The organism is Polaromonas sp. CG_9.5, assembly GCF_035984465.1.
Lineage (GTDB): Bacteria > Pseudomonadota > Gammaproteobacteria > Burkholderiales > Burkholderiaceae_C > Polaromonas.
This window is the reverse complement of the sequence record NZ_JAXCHR010000012.1, coordinates 74,311-100,579: the sequence shown is the minus strand read 5'-3', so window position 1 is coordinate 100,579 and position 26,269 is coordinate 74,311. Positions and strand designations below refer to the sequence as shown.

Genomic DNA, 26,269 nt, shown 5'->3' with positions numbered 1-26,269 from the left:
AAATGGCACGTATGAAATTTGTCTGTGACGCGGAGCGCTGCATCGAATGCAACGGCTGCGTTACCGCCTGCAAAAATGAAAACGAAGTTCCGTGGGGCGTAAATCGCCGCCGAGTGGTCACGCTCAATGACGGTGTCCCTGGTGAAAAATCCATTTCTGTCGCCTGCATGCATTGCAGCGACGCACCTTGCATGGCCGTGTGCCCCGTCAACTGCTTTTACCGCACCGATGAAGGCGTGGTGCTGCATGACAAGGACATCTGTATCGGCTGCGGTTACTGCTCGTATGCCTGCCCGTTTGGCGCGCCGCAGTTTCCTTCTACCGGCACCTTCGGTGTGCGCGGCAAGATGGACAAATGCACTTTTTGCGCTGGCGGCCCCGAAGTCAACGGCAGCCAGGCAGAGTTTGAAAAATACGGCCGTAACCGTCTGGCAGAAGGCAAGTTGCCCGCCTGCGCCGAGATGTGCTCGACCAAGGCGCTGCTGGCCGGAGATGGCGATGTGGTGGCGGATATTTTCCGCAACCGTGTCGTGCAGCGCGGCAAAGGTGCCGAAGTCTGGGGCTGGGGCACGGCTTATGGTTCCAAACAGGCGGGCCAGCCACCAGCAGGAGCGAAACCATGAAACGGCTTATTTTGTTGATTCCGGTGTTGGTCGCCTTGGCGGGTTTGTCCGCTTGCGGTGAAAAACCGCAGACTTTGGGCGGTAACAAAGGCCATGTGGCCGCGTTCGATGGCGCGAAAAACCCGTTTGTCGCGCCGGGCTGGAATGCCGGTGACAAGCGCAGCTGGGAGCAGGGGCTGAAAGCCCGCATGCAAAACACCCAGAACGAGTACTCCAAGATAAACTGATCGGAGCCCTTATGAAACATGCGCAATTAGCTCTGTTTTTAGTAGCAATTGGCTTGGCGGGATCAGCGGCTGCGCAGGCCCCGGCAGCTGTCACTTCCGCACCTGCCATAACGGCAGAAGCGCCTGCCGTCGTCCAGCCCGCACCCGGCGCGCCGGCTGCCATGGGCGGCATCCAGGGCCAGAACATTTTTGAAGTCAAGCCTGACGCCAGCGAGCTTCCCGGTTATGCCAGCCAGACCAATGGCGAGCGCGCCAAGGTTCAGCCCGGCAACAACGCCCCCATGTGGCGGCAAGTCGGTGCGGGTGTCACCGGCTACAGCAGCCTGCCCAAAAGCCAGGCACCCGAAGCCGGCAACCTGATCCAGCCGTTTGTGCAATACCCCGGTTCGCGCCTGACCAATGCGGGCGAAGCGTGGCGACAGGTACGCAACAACTGGCTGATTCCTTATGGCGGCGCGCTGCTGGTCATCGTGGTGCTGGCCATTGCGCTGTTTTATTTCAGCAAGGGTTCGATCAAGAACCACACGCCTGACAGCGGAAAAAAGATCGAGCGTTTCACGCCCTTTGAACGCGCAGCGCACTGGTCCAACGCGGTGGCTTTTTCCATTCTGGCTATCTCGGGTCTGGTCATGGCCTTTGGCAAGTTCTTCATGCTGCCGGTCACGGGGGGCACGCTGTATGGCTGGCTGACCTATGTGCTCAAAAACATGCACAACTTTGCCGGCCCCCTTTTTGCCGTGTCGTTGGTGATTGTATTTTTTACATTTTTACGCGACAACTGGCCGCAAAAGGGCGACTTGAACTGGTTGCGAAAAGGTGGCGGCCTGTTTTCAGGTGATGAGCCTGCTTCCAACCGCTTCAATGCAGGCGAGAAAGTTGTTTTCTGGGCCGGCGTGTTTTTCCTGGGTTTGATTGTGGTGTCCTCCGGTTTCGTGCTCGACAAAATAGTGCCCGGCTTGGTGTATGAGCGGGGAACCATGCAAATTGCGCACATGGTGCATGCCGTGGCCACGGTGTTCATGATGGCCATGTTCATGGGGCATATTTATTTGGGCACCATCGGCATGCAGGATGCCTACAAAGCCATGAGAACCGGTTATGTGGACGAAGCCTGGGCCAAAGACCACCACAAATACTGGTATGACGAGGTCAAGGCGGGCCGTATTCCTGCGCAGCGCAGCCAACCCGTGCCACCTGCCAGCCCGGCGGTTCAGGCATAAAGACAAGAGCCAAGGATTGCCATGAAAAAATACCTGATCACCAGCCTGCTGCTGGCTGCCTGTTCGCTAGCAGCGGCCAAGCTCCCTTCGCCCACGCCAGAGGCCAAAACCAAGTCCGACGAAGCCGCCGCCAAGGCCGCATGGGCTGGCAAAGTCGATTCCTATCAGCTGTGTCAGGCGCAAGACCGGGTGGCCGCACGCTATATGACTTCCACCCAGGCGGCTGGCAAGGAAACCAAGCCGGCGACGGCCACGCCGCCCTGTGCAGATCCGGGCACTTTTGCCTATATACCCGCTGAGGCACCCAAGCCTATTGAGGCGTCAGGTGCGCATTCGCCAGCCACCACGGCGGCCAGCCCGCCGAGCAGCACGGTGCCCGATGCCGTTCTCAATCCGGCCAAAAAGCCCTGATTTTTCGTTTCTTTTTTCCCTGAAAGGCCGGGCTGCAAGGTACCGGCCTTTTTTACGGTAATCTTTTTTCCATGACACTTCCCTATCTGACGCAAGCCCGCGCGCCGCTGACCAGCGAAATCGACGCCGTCAACGAATTTGGCGAACGGCAAAAAGTCTCGATTCCCGCCGAACGCGCGCTGACGGTGTATGTCGACAAGCGCGAACTGGTCACATTGATGACGCTGGGCGCAAACCCCGAGCTGCTGGTGCTGGGCTACCTGCGCAACCAGCGCCTTGTGCGTGACGTGGCCGATATCGAGTCGATCACGGTCGATTGGGAAGTGGGTGCCGCCGCCGTCAAGACGCGCCACGGCATCGCCGACATCGAGGAAAAAACCGCGCACCGTGTAGTCACCACTGGCTGCGGGCAGGGCAGCGTGTTTGGCGGACTGATGGACGAGGTCGACCAGATTGCGCTGCCGGCAGACGCGGCCATCACGCAAAGCCAGCTTTACGGGCTGGTCAACACCATCCGGCTCAAGGAAACCACCTACAAGTCGGCCGGCTCGGTGCATGCGTGTGCGCTGTTTTCAACCGCTTCCGGCGAAGCCGACATGCTGCTGTTTGTGGAAGATGTCGGGCGCCATAACGCCATCGACACCATCGCCGGCTGGATGTGGATGAATAGGGCCCCCACGCTTGCCACTGCGTGTGCTGCGCTGCCCCCCGAGGGGGCTGCTGCGCCTGCAGTCCGGCAAAGCCGGTCCTGCGGCCCTGGCTTGGTGGGAGAGTCAACGCTCCACGCCGCCCCTGAAGCTTCGCCGGATGCCGGCCCCGCCTTGCTCCCTCTCCCTCCGGGAGAGGGCCGGGGTGAGGGCGCCCCGGCTTCAAGCACCCAGAACCTGGTTTTCTACACCACCGGCCGTCTGACCAGCGAAATGGTCATCAAGTCGGCGCAGATGGGTGTGCCCGTCGTGGTCTCGCGCAGCGGCATCACGCAAATGGGCCACCAGGTGGCGCAGTTGGTCGGCCTGTGCGCGATTGGCCGGGCCACCAACAAACGGTTTCTTTGCTACACCCACGCCGAGCGCCTGCAACTGGAGCCGGGTCTGGTTGTGATGCCTTCTGCCTTGAACGCCGCTCCTGCCGCTGAAAAAAATCCGGAATAAGGCCAGCACAGGCCTTTACTTGCTATTTTTTCAATAGCTGCTTGCGCACGCACAGCAAGCACCACAGGCACTTTTTGCTTAAAAACAAGCGAAATTCACGACCAGTCGCCGCCGCGTACCCCGTTTGCGCCCACCCCAATAACCCGTCAGCCAGCCCGAATCAACGCTTCGCCGCGCACCGGCTTGTACTTCTGCGCTAAGGTCTTGCCATGAACACACTTTTTCTCACGCTCGGCTGGAAAACCCTGCTGCGCGATTTGCGGGCTGGCGAATTGCGGCTGTTGATGGTGGCTGTGACGCTGGCGGTGGCATCGCTCACGGCGGTTGGTTTTTTTGCTGACCGGCTCAATGGCGGGCTGCAGCGCGATGCGCTTCAGTTGCTGGGCGGCGACGCGGTGGTGCGCAGCGACGGCCAGATTCCGGCCGCTTTTGTCGAAAAAGCGCAGGCGTTGGGCCTGAAAACCGTGTCCACCGTCACCTTTCCGACGATGGCCCGCGCGCGCGACGAAGACGGCGGCGCCAGCAAGCTGGTCGCCTTCAAGGGCGTGCCCGACGGCTACCCGTTGCGCGGCAGCATGACGGTGGCCAACACGCTTGATTCCGCAGGGCAAACCACCCGCGACATTCCCGCGCCCGGCACGGCGTGGGCCGATGCTTCGTTGCTGGACTCGCTGGGCCTCAAACCTGGCCAGCCCTTGCTGATGGGCGACGCCAGTTTCACCATCAGCCGCGTCATCGTGCAGGAGCCGGACCGGGGCGCGGGCTTCATCAGCTTTTCGCCGCGCGTGATGATCAACCAGCTTGACGTGGCGGCCACCGGCCTGATCCAGCCGGCCAGCCGCACCAATTACCGTTTTGCCGTGGCCGGTGATGGCAAAGCCGTCAAGGCCTATGTGCAGTGGGCTGAAGCCGAGCTGAAAAAGCCCGATGCGGCCACCCGCTTGCGTGGCGCGCGGCTGGAATCGCTGGAAAGCGGCAGCCCCGAGATGCGGCAGACGCTGGACCGCGCTGAAAAATTTCTCAACCTCGTGGCCCTGCTGGCGGCGCTGCTGAGTGCCGTCGCCGTGGCCATCGTGGCGCGCAGTTTTGCCGCCAAGCACCTGGACGATTGCGCCATGCTGCGCGTGCTGGGTCAGCCGCAGCGCACGATTGCGCTGGCTTACACCTTTGAGTTTGTGTTGGCCGGGCTGATCGCCAGCGCGCTGGGGGTGGCGCTGGGGTTTGCCGTGCATTACGCGTTTGTGCTGCTGCTGGCGGGGCTGGTTTCCAGCACGCTGCCGGCAGCGACGCTCTGGCCGGTGGCGTTTGGCATGGGCATGGGGCTGACGCTGCTGCTGGCGTTTGGCCTGCCCCCGGTGCTGCAACTGGCGTCGGTGCCGCCTCTGCGGGTGATTCGCCGTGATGTTGGCAACCTCAAGCCGGTCTCGATGCTGGTGTTGGGCGTGGGCATTCTGGGGTTTGTGGCCTTGCTGCTGGCCGCCAGCAGTGACTTGAAGCTGGGCTTGATTGCCGTCGGTGGATTTGCCGGCGCGGTGGTGGTGTTTGCCGCTGCCAGTTATGCCGCTGTCAGGCTGCTGCGCGCCAGTGTCAGCGAAACCACGGCACCGCGCTGGCTGGTGCTGGCGACGCGCCAACTGTCGGCACGCCCGGCCTATGCCGTGGTGCAAACCAGCGCGCTGGCCGTTGGCCTGCTGGCGCTGATGCTGCTGGTGCTGCTGCGCACCGACCTGATCAGTAGCTGGCGTCAGGCTACGCCGGCCGATGCGCCCAACCGTTTCGTCATCAACGTGCAGCCCGACCAGGGTAACGCGTTCCAGCAGGCGCTGCGCGACGGCGGCGTGAAAAAGTTCGACTGGTATCCGATGATTCGGGGCCGGCTGGTGGCCATCAACGGCAAGGACATCACCCCTGACAATTTCGAGGATGACCGCGCCAAGCGGCTGGTCGACCGCGAGTTCAACCTGTCCAACAGCGCCGAAAAGCCCGGTCACAACGAAATTATTGCGGGCCGCTGGACCGCCAATGAAGCGAACGCCCTCAGCGTTGAAGAAGGGCTGGCCAAAACGCTGGGGTTGAAACTCGGCGACAGCCTGCGCTTTGACATTGCGGGCCAGACCAGCGAGGCCAAAATCACCAGCCTGCGCAAGGTCGACTGGGGCTCGATGCATGTCAATTTCTTTGTCATGTACCCGGTGGCCCAGTTGCCTGCCGAAGTGCCGGTCACCTTCATCAGCGCCTATCGCGCGCCCGAAGCGGCCGCCCCGGTGGCGGGGCAAGCCCGTGCGCTCAGCTTTGACAATGCGCTGGTCAAGGCGTTTCCCAACATCACCAATGTCGACATGAGCGCCACGCTGGCGCAAGTGCAGCGGGTGCTCGACCAGGTGATTCGCGCGGTTGAATTTTTGTTTGGCTTTACGCTGGCGGCGGGGTTGGTGGTGCTGTTTGCCGCCATCACCGCCACCCGCGAGGAACGCGCTAGAGAGTTCGCCATCATGCGCGCCGTCGGTGCGCGTGCGTCGCTGCTGCGGCAGGTGCAGCGCGCGGAATTGGCGGGCGTCGGCTTGCTGGCCGGTTTTCTGGCGTCGGTGGTGGCGCTGGCGGTGGGATGGGGTCTGGCGCGCTATGTGTTTGACTTCAACTGGACCGGTTCCTGGACGGTGCCCTTGTTTGGCAGCCTGGCCGGTGCGGTGCTGGCGCTGTCGGCGGGCTGGTGGGGGCTGCGTGCCGTGCTCAACACGCCAGTGGTTGAAACGCTGCGTAAATCACAATAAGACTTCTGAATTCACAGCATGCCCGCAGAAGAACAACCCGCCAAAGCGCCGCCTTTTGAAACCCCGTTCGCCTGGATAGGCGGCGAAGCACGCGTCAAGGCGCTGGTTGAACGCTTTTATGACCTGATGGAGCTGGAGCCAGGCTACGCCGTCTTGCGCGCCGCCCACGGCAATACGCTCGACAACGCGCGCGAGCGGCTGTTCTGGTTTTTGTGCGGCTGGCTGGGCGGGCCGCAGCATTACACCGACCGCTTCGGCCATCCGCGCCTGAAAATGCGCCACATGCCGCAAAACACCGGCGGCGGCAGCATCGGCATTGCAGAGCGCGACCAGTGGCTGGCCTGCATGGATCAGGCCATGAGGGAGACTGGCGTGGATGAGGACTTGCGCACGCGCCTGAATGCTTCGTTTTTCCAGACCGCCGACTGGATGCGCAACCGGGGCGAATAAGCGCGGTCGCATTTCAGATGCCTGCGCACTATAAAAACAATAGCTGCTTGCGCCCGCCGGTGCTGCGCAAGGATGCTATTTGATCGAAAATTTAATTAAAAACGGCCCCAAAAACCATGCAAGTGGTGTCAATGCGACGGCATTTGCGGGCTGGGTCTGCTTTGTACGGGTTATCTGCCGTAGATTTTTGAAGAAACAGGTGCTTTGCGCAGGCTGCACGGGCGCTGCCAGCTATTAAATAAAGAGTAACGCGCGGCGGCGTCAAGCCGGAAAAATGCTACGCCAGCAGCACCACCAACGCTCCGGCACCGCCCTCGGCGGGGCGGGCCTGCACGAAGGCCAGCACTTCCTGCTTCTGGATCAGCCAGCTTTGCACCCGGCCCTTGAGCACCGGCGTCTTGCCCGGCGAACCCAGCCCCTTGCCATGCACCACGCGCACGCAGCGCACGCCGGCCTTGTTGGCTTCGCGGATGAAAGCGCCCAGCGCATCGCGTGCGTCTTCACGCCGAAAACCGTGCAGGTCGAGCTGGCGCTGAATGCTCCAGCTGCCCTGGCGCAGCTTGCGCACCACGTCCGGGCCCATGCCGGGGCGGCGAAAGCTCAGGGTTTCGTCGGTGTGCAGCAGGGTTTCCACATCAAACTCGTCTGACAGGGCCTCGCGCATCACCGAGGCTTCGTCCAGTCGCTGCTGCTCGGCAATGGGTGGCGGTTTGGCGCGCAGCACACTGGCTTTCTGGCCGGGCCGGTGCTGCGGTGCCAACGCCATCACGCGCCCGACCGCGCGCGAAAACAACTCTTTTTCAGCCTTGATGCGTGCGGCGATGGCGGCCAGCGCGGCCAGTCGTTCTGCTTCTTGCCGGGCGCGCGCCTCCAGCTCACGCCGCACCAGCTTGAGGTCTTTAAAGTCCCGGATCAGCAAACCCTTGGGCTGCGGGGAGGAGGGCGAATGCATGGTGGAGAGGATCGCAGGAGGGACAAAATGCCACGATGCTAAAGCAGTCCCAGCTCGGCCATGGAAACTGCCTGCGAAGCCGTCACCACAAAATGGTCAAGCACCCGCACATCAACCAGCGCCAGGGCGGTCTTGAGGGTTTGCGTGAGCATCTCGTCGGCGCGCGATGGCTGGGCCGCGCCGCTCGGGTGGTTGTGCGCCAGCACCACGCTGGCAGCATTGAGCGCCAGCGCGCGGATCACCACCTCGCGCGGGTAGACGCTGGTTTGCGTCAGCGTGCCGCGAAACATCTCTTCCAGCGCAATCAGCCGGTGCTGGCTGTCCAGAAACAGCACCGCGAAAATCTCGTGCGGCCGGCTGCCCAGCTGCAGCTGCAGGTAGTCGCGCACCGCTTGCGGCGTGTCAAACAGCGTCTTTTCCTTCAATTCGGCGGCCAGTGCGCGGCGCGCCAGTTCCAGCACGGCGACGATTTCAGCGCGTTTGGCCGGCCCCAGCCCCTTGATGGATTTGAGCGATTCATGGCCGGTGTGCAGCAGACCCGCCACACCGCCAAAGTTGTCCAGCAGTTCCTGGCCCATCTGCAGCGCATTTTTGCCGGGCAGGCCGGTGCGCAGCAGCAGCGCCAGCAGTTCGGCATCGCTGAGCGCGCCGGGGCCACGGGCCAGCAGTTTTTCACGCGGACGGGTGTCTGCAGGCAGGTCTTTGAGGAGCATGGGGGAGGGGCTGCGTGAAATTTTGAAAAAAAAGTAAATCGAGTATGCAGCAGGGCATTGCGCCAACGGCGCCGTGACCCCTGGAAAAGCATGACAAGCCGCGCAGGGCGACCCGGGCACGCCTGGCTTTCTACAATAGCGGCAGTTCAGCAAATGTTGCCGGCCCACCCTGGCTGGCCCGAAGGCCTTATGTCTACCCTGCAATCCCCCACTTTGACGGCTGCACCGCCCGTGGTTCAGCCCGGCTCTTTCCTGACGCTGCATTACCGCATGGCGGCACCGGGCGGCGCGAGCATCATCAACACCTTTGACGGCAAGCCCGCCACGCTCAGCCTGGGCAACGGCGAGTTGTCGCCCGCCATCGAGGCGCGTCTGCTGGGCCTGGCCGAAGGCACGCGCGCCACGTTCCAGCTGGCGGCCGGCGAGGCCTTTGGCGAGCGCAACCCGGAACTGCTGCAGTGGGTGGCGCGCAAGCTGCTCAATGAACTGGGCGACCCCGACGAGCGTTACAGCGCAGGCGATGTGGTGCAGTTTCCGACGCCCGACGGCATGGGCCAGTACGCGGGCGCGGTGCAGCAGGTCAAAGAGGGCGGCGACGCCGTGCAGTTTGACTTCAACCATCCACTGGCTGGCCAGCCGGTGGAGTTTGAAGTGCAGGTGATTGGCATCCTATGAACACGATAAAACCGCAATTGGAAGAAATCCTGCTGGCCGAGCCGCGCGGCTTTTGCGCCGGCGTGGACCGCGCCATTGAAATCGTCGAGCGGGCGCTGACCAAGTTCGGCGCCCCGATCTACGTTCGCCATGAGATCGTGCACAACACCTACGTCGTGAACGACCTGAAGGTCAAGGGCGCGATTTTCATTGAAGAGCTGTCCGATGTGCCACCTGGCGCCACGCTGGTGTTCAGCGCCCATGGCGTCAGCCGGGCCGTGCAGGAAGAGGCGAGGGCGCGGGGTTTCCAGATCTTCGACGCCACCTGCCCCTTGGTGACCAAGGTGCATGTCGAGGTCGCCAAGCTGAACAAGGAAGGCTACGAGTTCATCATGATCGGCCACAAGGGCCACCCCGAGGTCGAAGGCACCATGGGCCAGCTCGACAGCGGCATTCATCTGGTTGAAGACGTGGCCGACGTGGCGCGCATTACGCCGCTGCAAACCGAGCGGCTGGCGGTCGTCACGCAAACCACGCTGAGCGTCGACGATGCGGCTGAAATCAGCGCGGCCATCGTGGCCCGGTTTCCGCAGGTGCGCAAGCCCAAACAGCAGGACATCTGCTATGCCACGCAAAACCGCCAGGACGCCGTCAAGCTGCTCAGCCCGCAGGTTGACATCGTGATTGTGGTTGGCAGCCCGACCAGCTCCAACAGCAACCGCCTGCGTGAACTGGCCGCCAAGCTCGGCACCGAGGCCTATATGGTCGATGACGCCAGCGAGCTGCGCGAGGAATGGTTTGAGGGCAAGAGCCGGGTTGGCCTGACGGCAGGCGCGTCGGCCCCCGAGATATTGGTCAAACAGGTGATTGACCGCATCAAGGCGCTGGGTGCCGTGTCGATTCGCAAGATGGACGGCGTCGAGGAAACCATCAAGTTTCCTTTGCCCAAAGGCCTGAAGCTCGATGCGCACGGCCAGCAACTGGAAGTCGAAGACAGCCAGTTGCACCAGTTGAACTGATTGATGGAAAGTCCTGTAGGTCGCTATCAAATAGAGAGCTGCCAGCGCACGTTCAGCCTGCGCTACAGCCACTTTATTCGTCAAACCCCACTCTGGAAGCTGCCCGGCAAGGCACTAAGCATCGACTGCGCCGAAGTCTGGCTCAAGCTGGAGCATTTGCAGACCGGCGGCAGCTTCAAGGCGCGCGGCATGCTCAACCGCCTGCTGTCCAACCCGATTCCAGCCAGCGGCGTGATCGTGGCGTCGGGCGGCAACGCCGGCATTGCGACGGCGGCGGCAGCGCGTGAACTGGGCGTGCCTTGCGAAGTCTTCGTGCCCGAAATCTCCAGTCCAGCCAAGCGCGCCCGGCTGGCGGGTTTGGGCGCGCGCGTGGTGGTCGGCGGCGCGGCGTATGCCGATGCGCTGCAGGCTTGTGTGGCGCGTCAGCAGGAAACCGGCGCGTTGTTGACGCATGCCTACGACCAGCCCGAAGTGCTGATCGGTGCCGGCACGATGGCGCTGGAAATCGAAGCGCAGGGCGGCTTGCCGGACGCGGTGCTGGTCAGCGTGGGCGGCGGCGGCTTGATTGGCGGCGTCGCCAGCTGGTTTGGCCAGCGCAGCCGCGTCGTGGCGCTGGAGCCCGAACTGTCGCCTGCGCTGTTCCGGGCGCGTGAAGCCGGCCAGCCGGTCGATGTGGCTGTCAGCGGCATTGCGGCTGATTCGCTGGGTGCCCGGCGCATCGGCGCGCTGGCTTGGGAAGCGACCCAAGCGCATGTGCGCGATGCCTTGCTGCTGACCGACGAATCCATCCGGACTGCGCAACGCTGGCTCTGGCAAGAACTCAAGCTGGCCGTCGAGCCGGCAGCGGCTTTGCCGCTGGCGGCGCTGCAAAGCGGCCGTTATGTACCGCGTGCCAATGAAACCGTCTGCCTGGTCATTTGCGGTGCCAACCTTGATCCCGCCAGCCTGAACTGAACCCTGCCGCCGCCTCATTCCGGCCCTGGCGGCACAAAATAGAATCGACCCCATGCTTGACATCAACCTCCTCCGTAAAGACCTGCCCTCTGCCATTGCCCGCCTGGAGACGCGCAAAAATCCGCAAACTTTCCTGAATGTCGAGGCGTTTCAGGCCCTCGAAGCCGAGCGCAAGGCCGTCCAGATCAAGACCGAAGCGTTGCAAAGCCAGCGCACCACGCTGTCCAAGCAAATCGGCCAGCTCAAATCCAAGGGCGAAGACGCCAGCGCCGTGATGGCACTGGTCAGCGAGTCCAAGGCCGAGCTGGAGGTTTCTGCTGTCCGGCTCGACCAGATTCAGGTCGAAATGCAGGCGTTGCTGCTGGCCGTTCCCAACCTGCCGCACGACAGCGTGCCGCAGGGCATCGGCGAGGCTGGCAATGTCGAAGTACGCAAATGGAGCCTGGTCGAAGGCTTGGGCGGCTCGCCTGCCGCCTTGACCTTTGAGCCGAAAGACCATGTCGATGTCGGCCAGCCGCTGGGGCTGGACTTCGAGATGGGCGCCAAGCTGACCGGCTCGCGTTTTACCGTCATGAAAGGCCCGCTGGCCAAACTGCATCGCGCGCTGTCGCAATTCATGCTCGATGTGCAAACCGCAGAGCATGGCTACACCGAATGCTACGTGCCCTACATCGTCAACGCCGACTCATTGCGCGGCACCGGCCAGTTGCCCAAGTTCGAGGAAGACCTGTTTGCTGCCAAGAAAGGCGGACAGGAAGGCCAGGCCGAAAACGCCGCGCTGTACCTGATTCCCACGTCCGAAGTGCCGCTGACCAACTTCGTGCGCGATGAAATCGTGCCGGAAGCGCAACTGCCGCTGAAATTTACGGCCCACACGCCGTGCTTTCGCTCGGAAGCCGGCAGCTACGGCCGCGACACGCGCGGCATGATTCGCCAGCACCAGTTCGACAAGGTCGAAATGGTGCAAATCGTGCATCCTGACAAAAGCTATGAGGCGCTGGAAGAAATGACAGGCCACGCCGAAGTGATTTTGCAAAAACTTGGCCTGCCGTACCGCGTCATGCTGCTGTGTACCGGCGACATGGGTTTTGGCGCCAGCAAGACCTACGACCTGGAAGTGTGGCTGCCGGCGCAGAACACTTACCGCGAAATCAGCTCTATCTCCAACTGCGAAGCGTTTCAGGCCCGGCGTCTGCAGGCCAGGTTCAAGAATGGCCAAGGGAAGAACGAGTTTGTTCACACCCTGAACGGCTCAGGTCTGGCCGTAGGGCGTACGCTGGTGGCCGTACTGGAAAATTACCAGCGCGCCGACGGCAGTGTCGAGATTCCGGCGGTGTTGCAGCCCTACATGGGCGGCCTGACAACTCTTTTAACGCAAGCGGCCTGAACCGGCTTTGCAGCCTGCTAGAATCTGCAATCGACACTGGAGAGGTGGCAGAGTGGTCGAATGTACCTGATTCGAAATCAGGCGAACCGTAAGGTTCCGAGGGTTCGAATCCCTCCCTCTCCTCCAAGGATAAGTTTCAAGACATCCCAGGAAGTCCTGAAATTTTAGAAAAAGCCCCGTAGCTTGATAAGTTACGGGGCTTTTTTTGGGTTGTCGGCTATTGCAGAGGGTTCAGCGCATCGTCATTGCGAGCGTAGCGCGGCAATCCATGCCCCCGCTGAATCAACGATGCATCGCCACAGCCTGCGGCCGTCGCGATGACGCAGCCCCAAACACGATGCCGGGGCCACAAAAACTGTCGCCCTGAAATGAAAATGCAATAAGTCCATAAAAAAAGCCCCGAAACTCGGGGCTTTTTCATTAGCTCAGGGGCCTGTCAGTGGCTGACGGCGCCATCGGCGCCAAAGCCGGTCTGGGCGCGGACCCACTGGTCCGCATAAGCCAAGCGCTCCTTGGCGGCGCGTGGGCTCTTGTCGGTGATGGAAAACACATAACCCAGCAGGAAAGCCAAAGGCATGGCAAACAAGGCCGGCTGGTCGTACGGGAAGATGGGTGCGCTATAGCCGAACACCGTCACCCAGACGGATTTGGACAGCACCACCAGCACCACCGCAGCCGTCAAGCCGCCATAACCTGCCGCCAGCGCGCCGCGCGTCGTCAGGTCCTTCCAGTACATCGACAGGAACAGCACCGGAAAGTTGCCCGCCGCTGCAATGCCAAAGGCCAGCGCTGCCATGAAGGCCACGTTCTGCTTTTCAAAGGCAATGCCCAGCACCACGGCGATCAGGCCGATGCCGAAGGAAGCCATTTTGGACACCTTGATTTCCTGCGCTTCGGACACATTGCCTTTTTTGATCACGCGGGCATACAGGTCGTGCGAGATGGCGGATGCGCCGGCCAATGCCAGACCCGACACCACCGCCAGAATCGTCGCAAAAGCCACCGCCGCCAGGAAGCCGAGCAGCAGGTCGCCGCCCACGGCCTTGGCCAGGTGCATGGCCACCATGTTGCCGCCGCCGATGATCTTGCCGCCCACCGTGCCGCCTTCGAAGAAGTCGGGGTTGGTGCCGACGATGACGATGGAGCACAGGCCCATCAGCAAAATCACGTTGAAGAAAAACCCGACAAACCCGGCCGCGTACAGCACCGACTTGCGCGCTTCCTTGGCATTGTTGACGGTGAAAAAGCGCATCAGGATGTGCGGCAGGCCGGCCAGGCCGAACATCAGGCCCAGCGCCAGCGAAATGGCATTGACCGGGTCCTGCAGCAGCTTGCCGGGGGCGAACAGCATGTCTTTCAGCTTGTGGATCTCGATGCTCTTGGCGGCCAGGGTGTTGAAGCTGAAGCCGAACTGCGAAAACGCCAGCACCGTGATGACCGTGCCGCCAAACAGCAGCAAACACGCCTTGATGATCTGCACCCAGGTGGTAGCCACCATGCCGCCGAAAGTCACGTACACCACCATCAGGGCGCCGACCACGATCACGGCGATGTGGTAGTCCAGGCCGAACAGCAGCTTGATCAGCTGGCCGGCACCGACCATCTGCACGATCAGGTAGAAGCACACCACCGTCAGCGAGCCGATGGCCGCCATCGTGCGGACCTTGCCCTGGTCCAGCCGGTAGGAGGTGATGTCGGCAAAGGTGAACTTGCCCAGGTTGCGCAGGCGTTCGGCCATCAGGAACAGGATGACCGGCCAGCCGACAAAGAAGGCGATCATGAACAGATAGCCGTCGTAGCCGTTGGTGAACACCAGCGCGGTCAGGCCGAGCAGGGTGGCGGCCGACATGTAGTCGCCGGCCATGGCCAGGCCATTTTGAAAGCCGGTGATGCCGCCGCCTGCGGTGTAGAAGTCCGAAGCGGTCTTGGTGCGGCTGGCCGCCCAGTAGGTGATGCCCAGCGTCATGCCGACAAAGACGGCGAACATGATGATCGCCGGTACGTTGAGCGGCTGCTTTTGCGTGATGTCCACAGCGCCGGCGGCTATTGCCGCGCCGGTGGCGCCCAGGGCCAGCAGGCCGGCGGCCAGTTTTACAAGTGTTTTGATCATTTTTTTGCTTTCATGGATTCGCGCAGCAGCGCTTCGGTCAGCGCGTCAAATTCCGAATTGGCGCGGATCACGTAATACGCCGTCAACGCCCAGAACAGCACGAATTCGAAAAGGCCAATTACCAGGCCGGTGGTCACAAAGCTGTCGCCCAGGCGGATCGCCAGCACCGCCGGGTTGAAGGCCACTGTCAGGAACAGGCCAAAAAACAGCACCAGCACAATGCCGGTTAACGTCCAGGCCAGGCGCTCGCGCTTGCTGACCAGTTCCTTGAATTTCGGATTCAATCGAATCCGGGCATACATTTCAGAGCTCATGCTTCATCCTCCATTAAAAAAACAATTGAATTTCTTGCGCAAAGCTGGGGTAGCGCAGCCTGCCGTTCAGAACAGGTCAACCGGCATGCGGTTGGTGGTCGGGCCGGACAGGCAGATGCCCTGGGCCAGACCGGGCGCCTGCGTCAGCACCGATTCGGCGTAGAAACGGGCGGTGACCACTTTGGCGGTGAAAAACGCCGGGTCGCTGTCTAGCTTGTCCTGCGCCACCATCAGGGCGCGCGCCATCTGCCAGCCGCACAACACCACGCCAGCCAGCTTGAGGTAGTTCACCGCGCCGGCGTACACCGTTTTGGGCTCGCTCCTGCCGTTGGCGACCATGAAGTCGATGGTCTTTTCAAGCGCCAGCCGGCCCTGGCGCAAGGCACCCAGCATGGCGGTGCAGTCGTCGTTGTTGAGCGCGGCAAGGTCTTGCTCGGTGCTGGCGATCTGGTCGCACAGCGACCTGGCCACGACCCCCTTGTCGCGCAATGTCTTGCGGCCCACCAGGTCGTTCGCCTGGATGGCGGTGGTGCCTTCGTAGATCGTCAGGATGCGGGCGTCGCGCAGGTACTGGGCGGCGCCGGTTTCCTCGATGTAGCCCATGCCGCCATGCACCTGCACGCCCAGGCTGGCCATCTCGATGGACATCTCGGTGCAAAAGCCCTTGATCACGGGAACCAGGTACTCGTACATCGCCTGGTGGTGCGCCCGGATGGATTCGCCGCTGGCGTGGTGCGCCGCGTCGCTGGCGGCGGCCGCCACATAGGCCAGGGCGCGCGCGCCTTCGACATGCGCGCGCATGGTCAGGAGCATGCGCTTGACATCGGGGTGGTGGATGATGGCGACCGGGCCGCTTGATCCCGCCAGGTCGCGGCTCTGGGCGCGGTCATGCGCAAAACGCACGGCTTTTTGGTAGGCGCGGTCGGCCATCGCGATGCCCTGCATGCCGACGGCAAAGCGGGCGGCATTCATCATGACGAACATGTATTCGAGGCCGCGGTTTTCCTCGCCGATCAGGTAGCCGACAGCGCCGCCGTGGTCGCCAAACTGCAGCACGGCGGTCGGGCTGGCCTTGATGCCGAGCTTGTGCTCGATGCTTGAGCAATGCACGTCGTTGCGCGCGCCCAGGCTGCCGTCGTCATGGACCAGGAACTTGGGAACCACGAACAGCGAGATGCCCTTGACGCCCTCGGGCGCGCCCGGCACGCGGGCCAGCACCAGGTGAACGATGTTCCCGGTCATGTCGTGCTCGCCGTAGGTGATGTAGATCTTGGTGCCAAACACCTTGTAGCTGCCGTCTGCCTGCGGTTCGGCGCGGCTGCGCACGGCGGCCAGGTCCGAGCCTGCCTGCGGCTCGGTCAGGTTCATGGTGCCGGTCCACTCGCCGCTGATGAGGCGGGCGGCAAACTTGCGCTTGAGCGCGTCGCTGCCGGCCACCAGCAGCGCCTCGATGGCACCATCGGTCAGCATCGGGCACAGCGCGAACGACATGTTGGCGGCATGCAGCATTTCGGCGCAGGGCGTGGCGATCAGCTTCGGGAAGCCCTGGCCGCCGAATTCTGCCGGATGGATCACGCCTTGCCAGCCGCCTTCGGCAAACTGCCTGAAGGCGTCCTTGAAGCCGGGCGTAGTGGTGACGACACCGTCTTTCCAGCTGCTCGGTGTCTGGTCGCCTTCCCAGTTCAGCGGCGCGACGACGCTTTCGCAAAATTTCGCCGACTCTTCGAGCACGGCTTGGGCGGTGTCCAGGTCATAGTCTTCAAAGCCGGGCAGGGCGCTGACCCTGGGCAGGCCGGCAAGTTCCTGCATGGCGAACAGCATGTCTTTCAGGGGGGCTTGGTAGCTCATGGGGTGCTTTCTGGTGTGATGCTTGAATGATTGAGGAGGTCAGGCGGTGGCCGGGGCGGCCAGCAGGGCTGAGGCCTTGGCGGCACGCCGGACCGACGAATCGACCTTCACCAGCGCTTCGCCATCGATGACCACGACGCCCCTGACGCTGCAGGTGGTGTGCAGCACCACGCGGCCACGGTCGGCGATGACCTCGCGCACCTTGACGGTGGCGTGCACGGTGTCGCCGGGGCGCACTGGCGCCAGGAACTTCAGGTGCTGGTCCATGTAGATGGCGCCGGGGCCGGGCAAGCGGTTGGCGACTGCCGCCGAGATCACGCTGGCCGACAGGAAACCGTGGGCGATGCGGCCCTTGAACGCCGTCGTCGCCGCGTACTCTTCGTTGATGTGGATGGCGTTGGTGTCGCCCGACACGCCGGCAAACAGCACGATGTCGGCTTCGGTGATGGTCTTGGAAAAGACCGCCATCATGCCCACGCTCAGGTCTTCGATGTCGTAGCCGTTCAGGTCGTTCATGTCGATGTCTCGTGTTGTGGATTGAAGGGTTGAAGGGTTGGAAACGGCCTTACATGCCGCTGTAGTTGGGCCCACCGCCGCCTTCAGGCGTGACCCAGACGATGTTTTGCGTCGGGTCCTTGATGTCGCACGTCTTGCAGTGCACGCAGTTCTGCGCGTTGATCTGCAGCCGGTCGGAGTTGTCCGGGTTCTTCACGTACTCGTACACCCCGGCCGGGCAGTAGCGGCTCTCGGGGCCGGCGTAGGTCGCCAGGTTGACATTGACCGGCACGCTGGCGTCTTTCAAGGTCAGGTGCGCGGGTTGGTTTTCCTCGTGGTTGGTGTTGCTGATGAACACCGAGGTCAAGCGGTCAAAGGTCAGCTGGTTGTCGGGTTTCGGATAAACGATCGGCTGGCACTCGGCCGCCGGCTTGAGCATCGCGTAGTCGGGCTGGGTGCGGTGAATCGTCCACGGCGGGCTCTTGATGCCGATGCGCGGCAGCAGCCACTGCTCCACGCCCGTCATGAACGAGCCCATGTACACGCCTTTTTTGAACCAGGCCTTGAAGTTGCGCGCCTGGTTGAGCTCCTGGGCCAGCCAGCTGGCTTCATAAGCGGCGGGGTAGGCGTCGAGTTCATCGTGTTCGCGCCCGGCCACGACCGCCGCGTACGCCGCCTCGGCCGCCAGCATGCCGGTCTTGATCGCCGCATGGCTGCCCTTGATGCGGCTGGCGTTCAGGTAACCCGCCTCGCAGCCGATCAGCGCGCCGCCGGGAAACACCGTCTTGGGCAGGCTCAGCGCGCCGCCGGCCGTGATGGCCCGCGCGCCGTAACCGATGCGCTTGCCGCCTTCCAGGTATTTGCGAATGGCCGGGTGTGTCTTCCAGCGCTGCATTTCCTCGAACGGGCTCAAATAAGGGTTGGTGTAGTCCAGCCCGGTGACAAAGCCCAGCGTGACCTGGTTGCCTTCGAGGTGGTACAGGAAACCGCCGCCGTAGGTGTCGCTGTCCATCGGCCAGCCGGCGGTGTGCACCACCAGGCCGCTCTGGTGCTTGGCCGGGTCGATTTCCCACAGCTCCTTCACGCCCAGCGCGTAGGCCTGCGGGTCCTTGCCCTCGTCGAGCTTGAAGCGGGCGATCAGCTGGCGGCCCAGGTGGCCGCGTGCGCCTTCGGCAAACACCGTGTACTTGGCGCACAGCTCCATGCCCAATTGAAAGCTCTCCGTGGGCTCGCCGTCCTTGCCCACGCCCAGGTTGCCGGTGGCCACGCCCCGGACCGCGCCCGCGTCGGTGTACAGCACCTCGGCAGCGGCAAAGCCGGGAAAGATCTCCACGCCCAAGGCTTCGGCTTGCGCTGCCAGCCAGCGCGTGACATTGCCCAGGCTGATGACGAAGTTGCCTTCGTTGTGAAAGCAGTCGGGCACCAGCCAGGCCGGGGTCTGGGTCGAGCCGGTCTCGCTCAGGAACAGCACCTCGTCGGCGGTGACCGGCTGCGTGAGCGGCGCGCCCAGCGCCTTCCAGTCGGGGATCAGCTCGGTGAGGGCCCGGGGGTCCATCACCGCGCCCGAGAGGATGTGCGCGCCGGGCTCGGAGCCTTTTTCGAGCACGACCACGGAAAGCTCGGTGCCTTGCTCAGCCGCGAGCTGCTTCAGGCGAATGGCCGCCGACAGGCCGCCGGGCCCGCCGCCGACCACGACCACGTCGTAGTCCATCGCTTCTCGGGGGCCGTACCGGGCCAGGATGTCTGCTGGAGTCATGATTCTTAAGTAAAAAAGGCCTGTTGCGCACGACAGTCGTGCGCAAGCAGCTATGAATTCAGGAGTAAGCGCCGGCGCGGTGCCGGCAGCTTCGGGGCGTCAGGCCAGGCGCGTGCCGTTCACGCCATGCTGGACGCCGAACGCAGCTGCTCGCGGAGCACGAACTTCTGGATTTTTCCGGTCGAGGTCTTGGGCAGCGTGCCGAACCGCACCTGCTTGGGCACCTTGAAGCGCGCCAGCTGCGCGCGGCAGTGTTCCATGATCTCGGCCTCGGTCACGCTGGCCCCGTCGCACAGTTCGACATAGGCGCAAGGCACCTCGCCCCATTTGTCGTCGGGCCTGGCGACCACGGCGGCGACCATCACGGCCGGATGCCGGTACAGCACTTCCTCGACTTCCAGGCTGGAGATGTTCTCGCCACCGGAAATGATCACGTCCTTGCTGCGGTCCTTGATCTTGATGTAGCCGTCGGGATGCACCACCGCCAGGTCGCCGGTGTGGAACCAGCCGCCGGCAAAGGCTTCGGCCGTGGCCTGCGGGTTTTTCAGGTAGCCCTTCATCACCAGGTTGCCGCGAAAGAAAATCTCGCCCATGGTCTCGCCATCGGCGGGCACTGGCCGCATGGTTTCCGGGTTCAGCACGGCAATCGCCTGTTGCATCGGATAAGCCACGCCCTGGCGCGCATTCAGCGCGGCGCGCTCGCCAATCGGCAATTTGTCCCAGCCGGCCTGCCTGGCGCAGACGGCGGCGGGGCCATAGACCTCGGTCAGGCCATAGACATGGGTGATGTCGATGCCGATGCGCTCGCAGCCTTCGATGATGGCGGCCGGTGGCGCGGCGCCAGCAATCAGGCCGGCAATCGGGTGCGAGATGCCGGCGCGCAGCACCTGCGGCGCATTGATCAGCAGGCCATAGACGATCGGCGCGCCGCACAGGTGCGTGACGCGGTGCGCGCGGACCAGCGAGAAAATCAGCGCCGGATCGACCTTGCGCAGGCACACGCTGACGCCCGCCTGCAGCGCCAGCGTCCAGGGAAAGCACCAGCCGTTGCAGTGGAACATCGGCAGCGTCCACAGGTAGACCGAGTGGCGCGGCATTTCCCAGGTCACCACGTTGGACACGGCGTTCAGGTAGGCGCCCCGGTGGTGCGTGACCACGCCCTTGGGGTTGCCGGTGGTGCCGCTGGTGTAGTTCAGCGCAATCGCATTCCATTCGTCGGTCGGCAGCGACCAGTCGTAGGCTTCGTCGCCGGTCTGCAGGAACGCCTCGTAGTCCATCTCGCCCAGCAGTGTGCCGCCTTCGTGCATCGGGTCATCGACGTCGATGACCAGCGGGCAGGGCTGGCGCATCAGGCCCAGCGCCCGCTCGATGAGGGGCGAAAATTCGCGGTCGGTCAGCAGCACCTTGGCTTCGCCGTGGTCGAGCATGAAGGCCAGCGCTTCGGCATCGAGCCGGGTGTTCAGGGTGTTGAGCACCGCCCCCAGCATGGGAACGCCGAAATGCGCTTCGAACATGGGCGGCGTGTTCGGCAGCATGGCCGCGACGGTGTCGCCCACGCCCACGCCGCGCCGCGCCAGTGCGCTGGCCAGGCGGCGGCAACGCGCATAGGTCTGCGCCCAGGTGAAGCGGATGTCGCCGTGAACCAGCGACGCGCGCTCGGGGTAGACACGCGCCGAGCGCTCCAGGAAACTGATCGGGGACAGCGCGGTGTGGTTCGCGCTGTTGCGCTCGAGTCTGTGGTCATAGGCGGTCGTGGGCATGTCGGCAGTCTCCTGGTGGTGATGGTGACTGCATCAGGCTTGAAGGTCTGTTCAGTCATTGACAGGCAGGATGATGGCAGCCGACTGTTGCGCAATTTCGGGGCAAATGTATCGAATGATTGCGGCCTTCCGGCCCGCGCGGCAGCGCCCTAGAATGCACCAATCCGCCGGAGCCCGCCTTTGATGCCATCACACGTTTCCCCCGATTCCCAGCAAATCCACTACCGGCACGAGTTGCTGCAGGCCGGGTTGGACCGGCTTGACCAGGGGCTGACGGTGATCGACGGCAACCTGCGCATCGTCGCCTGGAACCAGGCGTTTTTGCGCCTGCTCGATTTCCCCGAAGACATGGCGTTTGTCGGCGCGACCTTCGAGTCCTTCATGCGCTACAACGCCGAGCGCGGCGAATACGGGCCGGGCGATGTCGAGGAACTGGTGGCCGAGCGCATGCGCCTGGCGCGGCATTTCACGCCGCACTACACCGAGCGCGACCGGCCCGACGGACAAATCCTGGCGGTGCGCGGCGAGCCCTTGCCGCACAACGGCTTTGTCACGCTGTACACCGACATCACGTCCAGCCGGCGCCACGAGCAGCAGATCGAGCAGCAAAACGTCGAGCTGGAGCGCCGGGTGGCCGAGCGCACGCATGAACTGCAGGCGACCAACCGGCGCCTGATCGTGGCCGACGACGCCAACCAGCGCATCACCGAGGCGCTGCGCCGCAGCGAGGAAAACCTGCGCCTGATCACCGACACCGTGCCGGCGCTGATCGGCTATTTTGATCACCAGGAAATCTACCGCTATGCCAACAAGGGCTACGCCGACTGGTTTGGCACGGTCCGCGAGGGCGTGGTGGGCCGCGCCATCCGCGATGTGGTGGGGGGTGAGGTCTACACCGATATCTCGCGCCATGTGCACCGCGCGCTCAAGGGCGAACGCGTCAGCTACGAATACGCCATGCGCCGCCCCGGCGGACGGCTGGTGTATGCGCGCAGCGAACTGGTGCCCGAACTCGACGCCCAGGGCCGGGTGGCCGGCTGCTTCGTGCTGTCGGTCAACATCACCGACCTCAAGAACACCCAGGCGGCGCTGGTGCATGCGCAGAAAATGGAAGCCGTCGGGCAGCTCACCGGCGGCCTGGCGCACGACTTCAACAACCTGCTGACGGTGGTGATCGGCAACCTGGTCACGCTGCAGGCGCGCTATCCCGACGAGCCGGACATGGCCGAATACGTTCTGCCGGCGCTGAAGGCCTCGCGCCGGGGCGCCTCGCTGATCAAGCGGCTACTGGCCTTTGCGCGCAAGCAGCCACTGTCGCTGCGCTCGGTGAACATCGCCGACATGGTGAATGAAACATTGCTGCTGCTCAAGCGCACCCTGCCGGCGCATGTCGCCGTCGCGGCCACGCCGGTGAACGAGCCGGTTTTTGCCCTGACTGACGCCCAGCAGCTTGAAAATGCCCTGCTCAACCTGGCATTGAACGCGCGCGACGCCATGCCCGAGGGCGGCCAGTTGACGATCAAGGCCGCGCGCAGGGTGCTGGGCCCGGCGCAGGCGGCCGAATTCGATGTGGTGCCGGGCTGCTATGTGGCGCTGAGCGTGTCCGACACCGGCATCGGCATGGACGCCGCCACGCAGGCGCGCGCTTCCGAGCCTTTTTTCACCACCAAGCGTTTCGGTTCGGGCAGCGGCCTGGGGCTGTCGATGGTGTATGGCTTTGCCAAGCAGTCGGGCGGCGGCCTCAGCATCCAGAGCGCACTGGGCGAAGGCTGCGTGGTGACCCTGGTGCTGCCGTGCACCGACGACGAAGCGCTTGAAGCCGAAACGCTGCCGGGCCCGCAGGCGCTGGCCGGCCGGCTCGGCGCGCAGCGTCCGCTGGTGCTGCTGGTCGAGGACGACCCCGACGTGCGCCGGGTGATCCGGCTGCAGCTGGTCGGCCTGGGCTATCCGGTCATCGAAGCCGACCATGCGGCCGATGCCCTGCAACTGCTGGCCAGCGTGCCCACCGTGGGCATTCTGGTGTCCGATCTGGTGATGCCCGGCGGCATGGATGGCCAGGCGCTGTGCAGCGCAGCCAGCCAGCGCGCGCCGCATGTGAAGGCCCTGCTGATCAGCGGCTACGCTGATGGCGATGCCGCACCCGACGGCGCGCCCACCGGGGTTTGCCTGCTGAAAAAGCCGTTCACCGCCAACGAATTGCAGCAAGCGCTGGACGGCCTGGGCGTATGACGGCCGGCATGTTTCGCCAGCCGGAGGGGCCGCGCTGCATCTACCTGCTGGACGACGATACCGACATCTGCCGGCTGGTCGGCAGCACGCTGCGCGAGTTTGGTTTCGAGACCGTCGAATGCCACACCGCAGCGGAACTGCGCCGGCTGCTGCTGGTGCGGGTGCCCGACCTGTGCATCGTTGACCTGGGCCTTCCCGACGCCGACGGCATGGACGTGGTGCGCGAGTTGCAGGCACGGCATGCCTGCGGCGTGATGGTGCTGACAGGGCGCGGCTACCTCAGCGACCGGGTCATGGGCCTGGAACTGGGCGCCGATGACTATGTGGTCAAGCCCTTCGAGCCGCGTGAGCTGGTGGCCCGCGTGCGCAGCATCCTGCGGCGCCGGGACAAGGCGCCCGGCGCGTCGGCGCAAACGCCCGCGCGTTCGCACATGGCCGAGTTTGGCGGCTGGCGTTTCCGGGCCGACTCCAACCTGCTGACGTCGCCAGGCGGCGAGGAATGGACACTGAGCGCCGGCGAGTCGCGCATGCTGCTGCAGTTTTTGCAGCGGCCCAACCGCATCCTGGACCGCGAGCAACTGTGCGGCGACCGCGACCTGTCGGCGCTGGACCGCAGCGTCGATGTGCGGGTGTCCCGGCTGCGGCGCAAGCTCGAATCCGACCCCCAGCATCCGACCACCATTCGCACGGTCTATGGCGCGGGCTATTTGCTGGCGGCCGAGGTGACGTGGCTGTAGCGAAGCGATGGATGCCTGATCGCTGGCCTCAGCGTCAGCTGCGTGCTGAAAATCAATGTGTAGGAGTGAACCCACGAAGTCTTGCGGTTTGATCTGGTAGGTGGGATGAAACGGCCGTATTACGCTTGTTACATCACCAACCGAAGCAAAAGGATGTTTTTATGAATACCGATCAAGTCAAGGGCGCGCTCAAGGAAGCTGCTGGCAAAGTTCAAACCAAGACCGGCGAATTGATTGACAGCCCAGAGCAGCAAGCCAAGGGTCTGGTTAACCAGGCAGAAGGCAAAACCCAGAAAAACGTGGGCGACGCCAAGGAAGTCCTGAAGGACGCTGTCGACAAAATCTGATCCGGTTCCCAGGAACCTGAAAAAAAGCGGCCGGTCTCGTACTGGCCGCTTTGCGTTGGGGCTCAGTGTTTGGTAATGAGGGCTTACGCCGCTGTAAAAAACGCCAGCGACCCAGCCACGTCAGCGGCACTGATGCCGGGGCTAATTTGTACCTTGTCTTGCAGTGTGACCAATGCGCCAGAACCTTCTTTTTGCAGCAGGGCAATGGTGGATGCAGCTTCCTTGGGCGAGTCAAAACCCTGGCTTCGCAGCAGCAGGCGCGCACCGGCATCAAGCAGCTTGAAGTAAAACTGGCCGTCTTTTTCGCGGTACTGCTTGAATGCAGGTGCTGCGGATTTTGCGGCTTTGCTTTTGGAGGCTGGCGCCTGGGCTGTGGAGAGATTGCGCAGGCCCACGGCACGGCGCAGTTCGCCCATGAACGGTGTGGCCACGGCGCGTGCCTTGTCTGCGCCGGCCTGCAGCAGGCGTTCTATTTCCTGGGGATGGCCGATGAGTGTCTGGTAGCGCTCGCGCATTGGGGCGACTTCCTGGTCAATACGCTCGAACAGCATCTGCTTGGCATCGCCCCAGCCAATGCCGTCGGCATACGCCTGGCGCAACGCGGCGGTTTCGCTTTCTTTCGCAAACGCCTGGTAGATCTGAAACAGCGCAGAGCCTTCGGTGTCCTTGGCTTCGCCGGGCGCGCGCGAGTCGGTGACGATGCCGGCGATCAGCTTGCGTAATTGGTCGCGCGCTATGAACAGCGGAATGGTGTTGTCGTAGCTCTTGCTCATCTTGCGGCCGTCCAGGCCGGGCAGCAGGGCGACGGATTCCTCGATGGCCGCTTCGGGCAGCACCAAGTGGTCGCCGTACAGATGGTTAAAGCGCTGCGCGATGTCGCGCGCCATTTCAATGTGCTGGATCTGGTCACGCCCGACCGGCACTTTGTGCGCCTTGAACATCAAAATGTCAGCGCCCATCAGCACCGGGTACATGAACAGGCCGGCGGTGACATCGGCATCCGGGTCGTTGCCGGCGGTTTCGTTTTTATCGACTGAGGCCTTGTAGGCATGAGCACGGTTCAGCATGCCCTTGCCGGTGACGCAGGTCAGCAGCCAGGTGAGTTCGGTAATTTCCGGGATGTCGGACTGGCGGTAAAACGTCACGCGTTCCGGATCCAGTCCGGCGGCCAGCCAGCTGGCGGCAATTTCCAGCGTCGAGCGCTGGATGCGCGCCGGCTCACCGCATTTGATCAGCGCGTGGTAGTCGGCCAGAAAATAAAAGCTCTGCACACCGGGCAGGCGGCTGGCGGCCACCGAAGGACGGATCGAGCCGACAAAGTTGCCCAAGTGCGGTGTGCCGGTGGTGGTGATGCCGGTCAGGAAGCATTGAGGGGAGGCGGAAGGGGAGTTATTCATGCGAAGGCGGAAATAAGGGGAATGAGAAAAAAACGGAATCAGCGCAGCAGGAACGCCAGTGGAGAGATCAGGAGTTTGATCGCGGCGTAGCCAACGCCCATGAGTGGCATGAGCCAAAAAGTACCGACAACACCGGCCAGCACCAGCGCCATGACGATGAAAAACCCCCAGGGTTCCAAGCGCGAGACCATTTGCGCCTGCTTCCAGGGCAGCAGGCCTACCAGAATGCGCCCGCCGTCCAGCGGTGGCAGCGGGAACAAATTGAACGCCCACATCACCAGGTTGACCAAAATGCCGGCCTGCGCCATCTTGATGAAGAACGGCTCTTGCACGCCCATACCGGCTAAAACCACCAGCAGCAAAGCCCAGAAAATAGCCTGTGCAAAATTGGACGCCGGCCCGGCCAGCGCCACCCAGATCATGTCGCGCTTGGGGTTGCGCAAAGCGCCGAAATTGACCGGAACCGGCTTGGCATACCCGAATAAAAAGGTGCCCGAAGTGGCAACGTAGAGGATCAGCGGCATCAGGATCGTACCGACCGGGTCGATGTGCTTGAGCGGGTTCAGCGTCAGGCGGCCCTGCAGATACGCCGTGTTGTCGCCAAAATGGCGGGCCACGTAGCCATGAGCGGCTTCATGCACGGTAATGGCGAACAGCACGGGCAGCGCATAAAGAGCAATCGTTTGAATCAGGTTGGCAATGTTGTCCATGCCGGGATTGTCTCAGACGCGTTTGTGGCGGCAG

Annotated in this window: 24 protein-coding genes and 1 tRNA gene; 15 read left to right on the top strand and 10 right to left on the bottom strand. The window is 63.2% G+C overall.

Annotation, left to right across the window (positions count from 1 at the left end):
- Positions 1-2 precede the first annotated feature (2 nt).
- From fdh3B to RCH06_RS11275, 7 genes are all read left to right on the top strand, one after another.
- Positions 3-623 carry a formate dehydrogenase FDH3 subunit beta gene (fdh3B, locus tag RCH06_RS11305; RefSeq protein ID WP_327081562.1) on the top strand — a complete coding sequence of 207 codons (621 nt, stop codon included), beginning with the start codon at positions 3-5 and terminating at the stop codon, positions 621-623.
- Positions 620-850, top strand: coding sequence for a hypothetical protein (locus RCH06_RS11300; protein ID WP_327081561.1), 231 nt, complete (start codon positions 620-622; stop codon positions 848-850). Before fdh3B ends, RCH06_RS11300 begins: the two co-directional genes overlap by 4 nt.
- Positions 851-861: 11 nt before the next feature.
- Positions 862-2,070, top strand: coding sequence for a formate dehydrogenase subunit gamma (locus RCH06_RS11295; RefSeq protein WP_327081560.1), 1,209 nt, complete (start codon positions 862-864; stop codon positions 2,068-2,070).
- A 21-nt stretch (positions 2,071-2,091) separates the two neighbouring features.
- Positions 2,092-2,481 carry a hypothetical protein gene (locus RCH06_RS11290; RefSeq protein WP_327081559.1) on the top strand — a complete coding sequence of 130 codons (390 nt, stop codon included), beginning with the start codon at positions 2,092-2,094 and terminating at the stop codon, positions 2,479-2,481.
- A gap of 71 nt (positions 2,482-2,552) precedes the next feature.
- Positions 2,553-3,632 carry a formate dehydrogenase accessory sulfurtransferase FdhD gene (locus RCH06_RS11285; protein ID WP_327081558.1) on the top strand — a complete coding sequence of 360 codons (1,080 nt, stop codon included), beginning with the start codon at positions 2,553-2,555 and terminating at the stop codon, positions 3,630-3,632.
- A 209-nt stretch (positions 3,633-3,841) separates the two neighbouring features.
- Positions 3,842-6,403 carry an ABC transporter permease gene (locus tag RCH06_RS11280; RefSeq protein WP_327081557.1) on the top strand — a complete coding sequence of 854 codons (2,562 nt, stop codon included), beginning with the start codon at positions 3,842-3,844 and terminating at the stop codon, positions 6,401-6,403.
- An 18-nt stretch (positions 6,404-6,421) separates the two neighbouring features.
- Entirely contained in the window at positions 6,422-6,853 is a 432-nt protein-coding gene (locus tag RCH06_RS11275) for a group II truncated hemoglobin (RefSeq protein ID WP_327081556.1), read from the top strand.
- Between the two features lie 277 nt (positions 6,854-7,130).
- Here the strand turns inward: RCH06_RS11275 and RCH06_RS11270 are convergent, their stop codons facing one another.
- Together RCH06_RS11270 and radC are read right to left on the bottom strand one after the other, a co-directional pair.
- Entirely contained in the window at positions 7,131-7,805 is a 675-nt protein-coding gene (locus RCH06_RS11270) for a Smr/MutS family protein (RefSeq protein WP_327081555.1), read from the bottom strand.
- Between the two features lie 38 nt (positions 7,806-7,843).
- Positions 7,844-8,518 (bottom strand): RadC family protein, encoded by a 675-nt coding sequence (radC, locus tag RCH06_RS11265; protein ID WP_327081554.1) that lies wholly within the window; start codon positions 8,516-8,518, stop codon positions 7,844-7,846.
- 189 nt (positions 8,519-8,707) lie between these two features.
- Between radC and RCH06_RS11260 the strand changes: the two genes are divergently transcribed.
- The 5 genes from RCH06_RS11260 (at position 8,708) to RCH06_RS11240 (ending at position 12,658) form a co-directional block, all read left to right on the top strand.
- A complete protein-coding gene (locus RCH06_RS11260) occupies positions 8,708-9,193 on the top strand; it encodes an FKBP-type peptidyl-prolyl cis-trans isomerase (protein ID WP_327081553.1) in 486 nt (161 codons plus the stop codon).
- Positions 9,190-10,191, top strand: coding sequence for a 4-hydroxy-3-methylbut-2-enyl diphosphate reductase (ispH, locus tag RCH06_RS11255; protein ID WP_327081552.1), 1,002 nt, complete (start codon positions 9,190-9,192; stop codon positions 10,189-10,191). The genes RCH06_RS11260 and ispH overlap by 4 nt, the downstream gene beginning before the upstream one ends.
- 3 nt (positions 10,192-10,194) lie before the next feature.
- Positions 10,195-11,145 carry a threonine/serine dehydratase gene (locus RCH06_RS11250; RefSeq protein ID WP_327081551.1) on the top strand — a complete coding sequence of 317 codons (951 nt, stop codon included), beginning with the start codon at positions 10,195-10,197 and terminating at the stop codon, positions 11,143-11,145.
- 52 nt (positions 11,146-11,197) lie between these two features.
- Positions 11,198-12,532 carry a serine--tRNA ligase gene (gene serS, locus RCH06_RS11245; protein WP_327081550.1) on the top strand — a complete coding sequence of 445 codons (1,335 nt, stop codon included), beginning with the start codon at positions 11,198-11,200 and terminating at the stop codon, positions 12,530-12,532.
- Between the two features lie 38 nt (positions 12,533-12,570).
- A tRNA-Ser gene (locus RCH06_RS11240) sits at positions 12,571-12,658 on the top strand.
- Positions 12,659-12,968: 310 nt separating this feature from the next.
- On the opposite strand, the gene RCH06_RS11235 is transcribed toward RCH06_RS11240, so the two are convergent.
- The 6 genes from RCH06_RS11235 to RCH06_RS11210 form a co-directional block, all read right to left on the bottom strand.
- Positions 12,969-14,642: a cation acetate symporter gene (locus RCH06_RS11235; RefSeq protein ID WP_327081549.1), complete on the bottom strand. Its 1,674-nt coding sequence runs from the start codon at positions 14,640-14,642 to the stop codon at positions 12,969-12,971.
- On the bottom strand, positions 14,639-14,956 hold the full coding sequence (locus RCH06_RS11230) for a DUF485 domain-containing protein (protein WP_327081548.1): 318 nt from the start codon (positions 14,954-14,956) through the stop codon (positions 14,639-14,641). Before RCH06_RS11230 ends, RCH06_RS11235 begins: the two co-directional genes overlap by 4 nt.
- 66 nt (positions 14,957-15,022) lie before the next feature.
- On the bottom strand, positions 15,023-16,804 hold the full coding sequence (locus RCH06_RS11225) for an acyl-CoA dehydrogenase (protein WP_327081547.1): 1,782 nt from the start codon (positions 16,802-16,804) through the stop codon (positions 15,023-15,025).
- 39 nt (positions 16,805-16,843) lie between these two features.
- Positions 16,844-17,320: a MaoC family dehydratase gene (locus tag RCH06_RS11220; RefSeq protein WP_196870294.1), complete on the bottom strand. Its 477-nt coding sequence runs from the start codon at positions 17,318-17,320 to the stop codon at positions 16,844-16,846.
- Between the two features lie 49 nt (positions 17,321-17,369).
- Positions 17,370-19,055, bottom strand: a complete 1,686-nt coding sequence (locus RCH06_RS11215) for an electron transfer flavoprotein-ubiquinone oxidoreductase (protein WP_327081546.1) — start codon at positions 19,053-19,055, stop codon at positions 17,370-17,372.
- 119 nt (positions 19,056-19,174) lie between these two features.
- On the bottom strand, positions 19,175-20,815 hold the full coding sequence (locus tag RCH06_RS11210) for an acyl-CoA synthetase (RefSeq protein WP_327081545.1): 1,641 nt from the start codon (positions 20,813-20,815) through the stop codon (positions 19,175-19,177).
- Between the two features lie 183 nt (positions 20,816-20,998).
- Between RCH06_RS11210 and RCH06_RS11205 the strand changes: the two genes are divergently transcribed.
- The 3 genes from RCH06_RS11205 to RCH06_RS11195 all read left to right on the top strand — a co-directional run bounded on the left by RCH06_RS11205 (position 20,999) and on the right by RCH06_RS11195 (position 24,128).
- Positions 20,999-23,044 (top strand): PAS-domain containing protein, encoded by a 2,046-nt coding sequence (locus RCH06_RS11205; RefSeq protein ID WP_327081544.1) that lies wholly within the window; start codon positions 20,999-21,001, stop codon positions 23,042-23,044.
- Positions 23,041-23,781, top strand: coding sequence for a response regulator transcription factor (locus RCH06_RS11200; RefSeq protein ID WP_327081543.1), 741 nt, complete (start codon positions 23,041-23,043; stop codon positions 23,779-23,781). Before RCH06_RS11205 ends, RCH06_RS11200 begins: the two co-directional genes overlap by 4 nt.
- Before the next feature lie 161 nt (positions 23,782-23,942).
- Positions 23,943-24,128: a CsbD family protein gene (locus RCH06_RS11195; RefSeq protein WP_327081542.1), complete on the top strand. Its 186-nt coding sequence runs from the start codon at positions 23,943-23,945 to the stop codon at positions 24,126-24,128.
- Positions 24,129-24,211: 83 nt separating this feature from the next.
- On the opposite strand, the gene RCH06_RS11190 is transcribed toward RCH06_RS11195, so the two are convergent.
- Complete coding sequence (locus RCH06_RS11190) at positions 24,212-25,525, bottom strand: tryptophan--tRNA ligase (protein ID WP_327081541.1); 1,314 nt, start codon at positions 25,523-25,525, stop codon at positions 24,212-24,214.
- A 38-nt stretch (positions 25,526-25,563) separates the two neighbouring features.
- A complete protein-coding gene (locus RCH06_RS11185; protein WP_327081540.1) occupies positions 25,564-26,235 on the bottom strand; it encodes a site-2 protease family protein in 672 nt (223 codons plus the stop codon).
- Positions 26,236-26,269: the final 34 nt, after the last annotated feature.